Source organism: Streptomyces sp. NH27, assembly GCF_056859195.1.
In genome coordinates this window covers 1-6,313 of sequence record NZ_JACEGK010000470.1, presented here as the reverse complement: position 1 = coordinate 6,313, position 6,313 = coordinate 1, and the positions used below count along the sequence as shown (strand labels likewise).

At 73.4% G+C, this 6,313-nt stretch carries 6 protein-coding genes; 4 read left to right on the top strand and 2 right to left on the bottom strand.

Going from position 1 to position 6,313, the window contains the following annotated elements:
* The first annotated feature begins 230 nt into the window (after window positions 1-230).
* The 4 genes from AC13HU_RS29515 (at window position 231) to AC13HU_RS29500 (ending at window position 4,258) form a co-directional block, all read left to right on the top strand.
* Window positions 231-1,160 (top strand): ABC transporter ATP-binding protein, encoded by a 930-nt coding sequence (locus tag AC13HU_RS29515; protein ID WP_483045028.1) that lies wholly within the window; start codon window positions 231-233, stop codon window positions 1,158-1,160.
* The gene (locus tag AC13HU_RS29510; protein WP_483045027.1) at window positions 1,157-2,023 is read left to right on the top strand and encodes an ABC transporter permease; all 867 of its coding nucleotides are present in this window, start codon (window positions 1,157-1,159) and stop codon (window positions 2,021-2,023) included. The genes AC13HU_RS29515 and AC13HU_RS29510 overlap by 4 nt, the downstream gene beginning before the upstream one ends.
* Window positions 2,024-2,105: 82 nt before the next feature.
* On the top strand, window positions 2,106-3,497 hold the full coding sequence (locus AC13HU_RS29505) for a sensor histidine kinase (RefSeq protein WP_483045026.1): 1,392 nt from the start codon (window positions 2,106-2,108) through the stop codon (window positions 3,495-3,497).
* A gap of 14 nt (window positions 3,498-3,511) precedes the next feature.
* Window positions 3,512-4,258 (top strand): response regulator, encoded by a 747-nt coding sequence (locus AC13HU_RS29500; RefSeq protein WP_483045025.1) that lies wholly within the window; start codon window positions 3,512-3,514, stop codon window positions 4,256-4,258.
* Between the two features lie 285 nt (window positions 4,259-4,543).
* On the opposite strand, the gene AC13HU_RS29495 is transcribed toward AC13HU_RS29500, so the two are convergent.
* A complete protein-coding gene (locus AC13HU_RS29495) occupies window positions 4,544-5,503 on the bottom strand; it encodes a bifunctional riboflavin kinase/FAD synthetase (RefSeq protein ID WP_483045024.1) in 960 nt (319 codons plus the stop codon).
* 133 nt (window positions 5,504-5,636) lie between these two features.
* Entirely contained in the window at window positions 5,637-5,951 is a 315-nt protein-coding gene (locus AC13HU_RS29490) for a phosphatase domain-containing putative toxin (RefSeq protein WP_483045023.1), read from the bottom strand.
* Window positions 5,952-6,313 lie beyond the last annotated feature (362 nt).

The window sequence follows — 6,313 nt, the reverse complement described above, 5'->3', positions numbered from 1 at the left end:
ACCACCACGGCGGCGGCCCTGCCGCGTACCCGGCCGGTGCCTGTAGGGCCCGGCCCCTTTCGGCGTACGACACGGGTCGTACGTGCCGTCCGCCCGCAGGCGCACACAGCCGCTCCAAGGTCCCCCCGTGGACCGTCGCCCGGCGGCTCGCGGAAAACGACGATGGAAGCAGTTCGCACCAGCGAGCGTCCAACCGCCACGCGGCGGCCCATCGTCCGAGGAACCTTCAGATGATCGAAGCCCATGCCCTGTCCAAGAGGTACGGCGAGCGCGTCGCCGTCGCCGATCTGAGTTTCACCGTGCGGCCGGGCGCGGTGACCGGCTTCCTCGGCCCGAACGGCGCGGGGAAATCCACCACGATGCGCATGGTCCTCGGGCTGGACGCGCCGACCTCGGGCCGGGTGACCGTCAACGGCAAGGCGTACGCCGACCACCCGGCGCCGTTGCGCGAGGTCGGCGCGATGCTGGAGGCCCGCGCCATCCACACCGGCCGCAGCGCCTATCACCACCTGCTCGCCCTGGCCGCCACCACCGGCATCCCCCGCCGCCGGGTGGACGAGGTGCTCGACATCGTCGGTCTGAGCGCGGTCGCCCGCAAGCGCGTCGGCAGCTTCTCGCTGGGCATGGGCCAACGCCTCGGCATCGCCAGCGCGTTGCTCGGCGACCCGGCCACGCTCGTGCTGGACGAACCCGTCAACGGGCTCGACCCCGAAGGCGTGCTGTGGATTCGCACCCTCCTGAAGGACCTCGCCGCCGAGGGCCGTACCGTCCTGCTCTCCTCCCATCTGATGTCCGAGATGGCCCTCACCGCGGAACATCTCATCGTGATCGGCCGCGGCCGCCTCATCGCCGACACCTCGGTCGCCGGGTTCGTCGAGGGCGCGGGCGGCGGGTCGGTACGGGTCCGGTCCGAAGATGCCGAGCAGCTGCGCGGGCTGCTGGGCGGACCGGGCGTGTCGGTGGCCTCCGACACCCGGCACGTGCTGGAGGTGTCCGGGCTGACCAGCGACCGGATCGGCCGGATCGCGGCGGACGCGGGCATCGCACTGGCCGAACTCACCCCGCAGCAAGCCTCGTTGGAGGACGCGTTCATGGAGCTGACGAAGGACGCCGTGGAGTACCGGACTCCGCGGCGCGAGACGGAGAGGCAGCCGGCATGAGTACGGGTACGGGCACGATCGCGGCCCCGGCGGGCCCTGGCGGCACGGGCGCGACCCACGGTCCGGACCGGGCCGACGGCGGCACCCACGTCACGCAGGCACGGGTGCTGTACTCGGAGTGGATCAAACTCCGGACGCTGCGGTCCACGTTCTGGACGCTGATCGGCGCGATGGTGGCGCTGATCGGCTTCGGGATGCTCTTCACGGCGATCACCGCAAGCCGCTGGACGGGCATGACGCCGCACGAGCGGGCCACGTTCGACCCGGTGGCGACCAGCCTGCGCGGCTTCTTCCTCGCACAACTCGCGGTCGGCGTGCTCGGCGTGCTCACGGTCAGCGGCGAGTACTCGACCGGGATGATCCGCTCGTCGCTGGCGGCGGTGCCACGCCGGCTGCCGGTGCTGTGGGCGAAGGCGGCGGTGTTCGCGGCGGCGGTATGGGCGCTCATGACGGTGGCCGCGCTGGTGGCGTTCCTCGCCGGGCAGTCGCTGCTGTCCTCCCGGCACGTCGGGGTGTCGCTCACCGATCCGGGTGTGCCGCGCGCGGTGCTGGGCACGGCCCTGTACCTGACGGTCGTCGGGCTGCTCGGTGTCGCGATCGGCGCGCTGATCCGCAACACCGCGGGCGGTATCGCCACGCTCTTCGGGGTGCTGATGATCCTTCCGGTGCTCGCCGAGGCGCTGCCGACCTCCTGGAGCGACCACGTGAGCCAGTGGCTGCCCAGCACGGCCGGGCAGTCGGTGTTCGCCATCCATCAGGAAAGTCACACCCTCGCCCCGTGGCCGGGTTTCGTGGTCTTCTGTGCGTACGCCGCCGCCGCGCTGGCCGGTGCGGCGGTCCTGCTGAAGCGGCGCGACGCGTAGGCCCGCCCCTCGCCCGCGGCTACGTCCCCGCACCTCCTCCGCCGCACTTCGTCCCTTGCAAGACCCGTCCCCGGAGCGCCCGATGAGCCTGCCGACCGAATCGGTCCCGACGATCCGCCCGTCCGGCCGGGGACGGCTGCGCGGTTCGAAATGCCCGTCGGGCGCGGGGCGTTCGCCGGGCGCGGGGCGTTCGTCCGGCGCGGGGCGCGGCGCTGTGCGGGTCTTCGCGGAATGGTGCGGCTGGGGTCCGACGGGGCAGCGGGCGCCGGGCGGGCAAGTGCCGGTGGACGCGCTGTTCGCGCTCGGGATATTCGTGTTCTTCACCGCGCTGCAGCACGGCGCGGTGCGCCATGAGCCGGTGCCGACGCTGCTCGTGCAGAGCGGACTGGTCGTACCGCTGGCGTGGCGGCGGCGGGCGCCGATGGTCGTGTTCGGCGCGGTGGCCACGGTGGCGTTCGCACAGTGGTTGGCCGGTGTGAAGACACCGGCGGACGGGGTGCTGCTGGTCGCGCTGTACACCGTGGCCGCCCAGGTCGGCAGTTGGGCCCGCCTGCTGGCCGCGTTCGGGGTCATGGAGGTGGGCATCGCGCTGGCGACCGTGCGATGGTCGATGCACGACCGCGCGGTGGCCGGCTTCATCTCGCTGTCGGCGATGGCCGTCGCGGCGGCGGTGATCGGCACCAACATGCGTTCCCGGCGGCAGCAGATGGAGTTCCTGGAGGACCGTGCGGTGCGGCTGGAACGGGAGCGGGACCAGCGCGCCCAGCTCGCGGTGGCCGGCGAACGGGCCCGGATCGCCAGGGAGATGCACGACATCGTGACGCACAACCTGTCGGTGATGGTGGCCCTCGCGGACGGTGCCGCGTTCGCCATGGAGCGGTCGCCGGACCGGGCCGCGGCGGCGATGCGGCAGGCGTCGTCGACCGGCCGGCAGGCGATGACCGACATGCGCCGCTTCCTTGGTGTGCTGCGGGCCGACGAACCGGACGCGCTGCGCCACCCGATGCCCGGGATCGCCCAGCTCGACGCGCTCGCCGAGCAGGTGCGGGCGGCGGGGCTGCCGACCCGGCTGGAGGTCTCAGGCGAGCCGGCGGCGGTGCCGGCCGCGGCGCAGCTGACCGTCTTCCGGCTGGTGCAGGAGGCGTTGACGAACACCCTGAAGCACGCCCCGGCGGGCGCCCGCGCGGAGGTACGGCTCTCCTGCGGGCCCGACACGCTGACCGTCAGCGTCATGGACGACGGCGCGGGCGCGGCTCCTCCCGAACCGCCGCCCGGCCGCTTCGATCCGCACGAACCGGCTCGACCGGCCCAACCGGCCCCGTCATCCGACCCGTCCCGGGCCGCCGGGCACGGCCTCGCCGGCATGCGCGAGCGGGCCGCTGTCTACGGCGGGCAGTTGACCGCGGGCCCGCGCCCCGGCGGTGGCTGGCAGGTCACAGCCGTGCTGGCACTGGCCACGCCCGAGGCGCTGTGAACGGGCCGGGCGGGATGAACGACGAAACGGGCGGCGGTACGGTCGCGAGCACCACGAGCGACGCGCGCGACGCGGGTACGGCCTCGGCGCCGATCCGGGTGCTGCTCGTGGACGACGAGCCGCTGCTGCGGATGGCGTTCACGATGGTGCTCGAAGCACAGCCGGACATGACGCCGGTCGGTGAGGCCGGGGACGGCGCGCAGGCCGTACGCCAAGTGCGGGCGCTGCGGCCGGACGTGGTGCTGATGGACGTGCGGATGCCGGGCATGGACGGCATCGAGGCGACGACACGGATCGTGGAGAGCTGCCCGCGGTCGCGGGTGCTGATCCTCACCACCTTCGACCTGGACGCGTACGCCTTCGCGGGACTCAAGGCGGGCGCCTCGGGCTTCCTGCTGAAGAACGCGCTGCCGGAGGAGTTGCTGGCCGCGATCCGCGCGGTGGCCGCGGGCGACGCGGTGGTGGCACCCCGGATCACCCGGCGGTTGCTGGAGCGCTTCGCCCACCAGCTCCCGTCGGCGGACGACCGTACCGGCCACCCATCGGGCGACGACCGCCTGACCCGGCTGACCGCCCGCGAGCGCGAGGTCCTGGTCGAGGTCGGCCGCGGCCTGTCCAACACGGAGATCGCCGGCACCCTGCACCTGGCCGAGGCCACGGTCAAGACGCACCTGAGCCGCATCCTGGTCAAACTCGAACTGCGCGACCGCGTGCAGGCCGTGGTCTACGCCTACGAGGCCCGGCTGGTCCGCCCGGCATGACCGAGCGTCCCGACGCTGCGCAGGCACCTGAGCACCCAGCGCTTCGCCCGGGTGCTACCCGCCGGTGGTCGGGACACTCACCCTGGGGACTGGGCCCGCAGGCCCGGCGGGCCAGGACTACGGCCAAGCGCGCGCTTCCCGCTCCCCTGACCGGTGAACGCCTTCCGCAACAGTGCTCGCTCCCCTGCGGTCCGCTTGTCGGCCCGCAGGACCGCAGGTCAGACGCCGGTCGTGCCGTCTATGCGTTCGCGCAGCAGGCCCCGCAGGCCGGCAGAAGCCCGGGGGTCAGGCGCTTGGGGGTGCCGCCGCTTCCACCAGTTCGCGGGCGCGCTTGACGTCGTCGGCCATCCGTACCAGCAGCGCGTCGACGGTCTCGAACTTCTCCATCCCGCGCAGGTAGGCGAGGAAGTCGACGGCGACGTGCAGCCCGTACAGGTCGAGCCCGACGCGGTCGATGGCGTACGCCTCCACGGTGCGGGCGGTGCCGTCGAAGGTGGGGTTCGTGCCGACCGAGATCGCGGCGGGCATCGGCTCGCCCTCGACGTGCAGCCAGCCCGCGTAGACGCCGTCGGCGGGGGTCGCGGTGTGCGGCAGCGTCTCCACGTTGGCGGTGGGGAAGCCGAGCTCGCGGCCGCGCTGGGCGCCGCGCACCACCACGCCCTCCACCCGGTGCGGGCGGCCCAGCACCTCGGCGGCGCCCGCGACGTCGCCTTCGGCGATCAGCCGCCGGGTCAGCGAGGAGGAGAACGGCTCGCCGCCGCCGGCCGTGCCGCGCACGAACAGGTCCACGACCTCGATGTCGTAGTCGTACTTCAGGCCGAGCGCGGACAGGAAGTCCACGTCACCGGCGGCCTTGTGGCCGAAGCGGAAGTTGGGGCCCTCCACGACGAGTTTGGCGTGGAGGCCGTCGACGAGCACCGTGTGGACGAACTCGCTCGGCGTCAGCTTGGAGAACTCGCTGGTGAACGGAAGGATCAGCAGCGCGTCCACGCCGAGTTCCGCGACGAGTTCGGCCCGGCGGTGGTGCGCGGACAGCAGCGGCGGGTGGCTGCCGGGGCGGACCACCTCGCTGGGGTGCGGGTCGAAGGTGACCACGACCGACGGCAGCCCCAGCTCGCGGGCCCGCTGCACCGCCCGCCCCATGATGAGCTGATGGCCGCGGTGCACACCGTCGTACGACCCGATGGTGACGACGCTGCGGCCCCAGTCACCGGGAACGTCCTCCAAGCCCCGCCACCGCTGCACCTTGATGCTCCGCTTCTGCTGTTCGGCTGCTGTTCGGCCGTATCTTCGCTCTGTCTGTCCGCACCGCGTGCCCGCGGCCCGCGCGGCACGCGCCCGCGCTACGGACAAGCCTGCCATGCCGCCGGTCACCGCTTCACAGCGACGCCTTGATCCGGCGGGGCGCGTCGAGCCGCCGGCTGATCCCGCTGACCAGGGCGGGCGGCTGCCTGCTGCCGTGCCGCCCCGCGTGCAGGACGTAGGAGCCCTGCTCGACGGAGGGCGGGCCGACCGCCAGTGTCTTCACGGCGGCCTGCTCGGCGGCCTGGCCGGTACGCACCAGGTAGGCGGCGATCATCGCACCGGTCCGGCCGACGTCCGCGCCGCAGTGCATGTAGGCCGCCCCGTCGGACGCGGCGCGGCGGACGAGCGCCCGCCCGGACCGGGCGACCGCGCCCACCGGGACCGTCAACGGTGGAGCAGCCACGAGCGGTGGCAGCGATGTCGATGGCGACGGTGCAGCGGAAGGTGCAGGCGAAGGTGAAAGTGGCACGGAAGGCGAGGGCGGGGCCTGGGACAAGGCGCTGTTCACCACCTGGGTGGAAAACGGGGGACGGTGGTCGCCGTCCCTCCCCAGGGGCGACGCCGTATGAGCAGGCTACCCGCTACGGCCCCGGGACGCCGGTGTCAGTGCGGGACGGCGGCCTGGCCGTCGCCGAGGATCTTGGCGGTGGCACGGTTGGCGGTGGCGTCGGTCAGGCCGCCGCGCAGCCGCATCACGTCGTGCGGGCTGAGCGCCGGGCGGATCACGCCCGCGTGGACACCGTCGGAGAG

Coding starts and splice junctions, on each gene's coding strand:
- AC13HU_RS29515 (WP_483045028.1), top strand. CDS start 231: ATGATCGAAGCCCATGCCCTGTCCAAGAGGTACGGCGAGCGCGTCGCC.
- AC13HU_RS29510 (WP_483045027.1), top strand. CDS start 1,157: ATGAGTACGGGTACGGGCACGATCGCGGCCCCGGCGGGCCCTGGCGGC.
- AC13HU_RS29505 (WP_483045026.1), top strand. CDS start 2,106: ATGAGCCTGCCGACCGAATCGGTCCCGACGATCCGCCCGTCCGGCCGG.
- AC13HU_RS29500 (WP_483045025.1), top strand. CDS start 3,512: ATGAACGACGAAACGGGCGGCGGTACGGTCGCGAGCACCACGAGCGAC.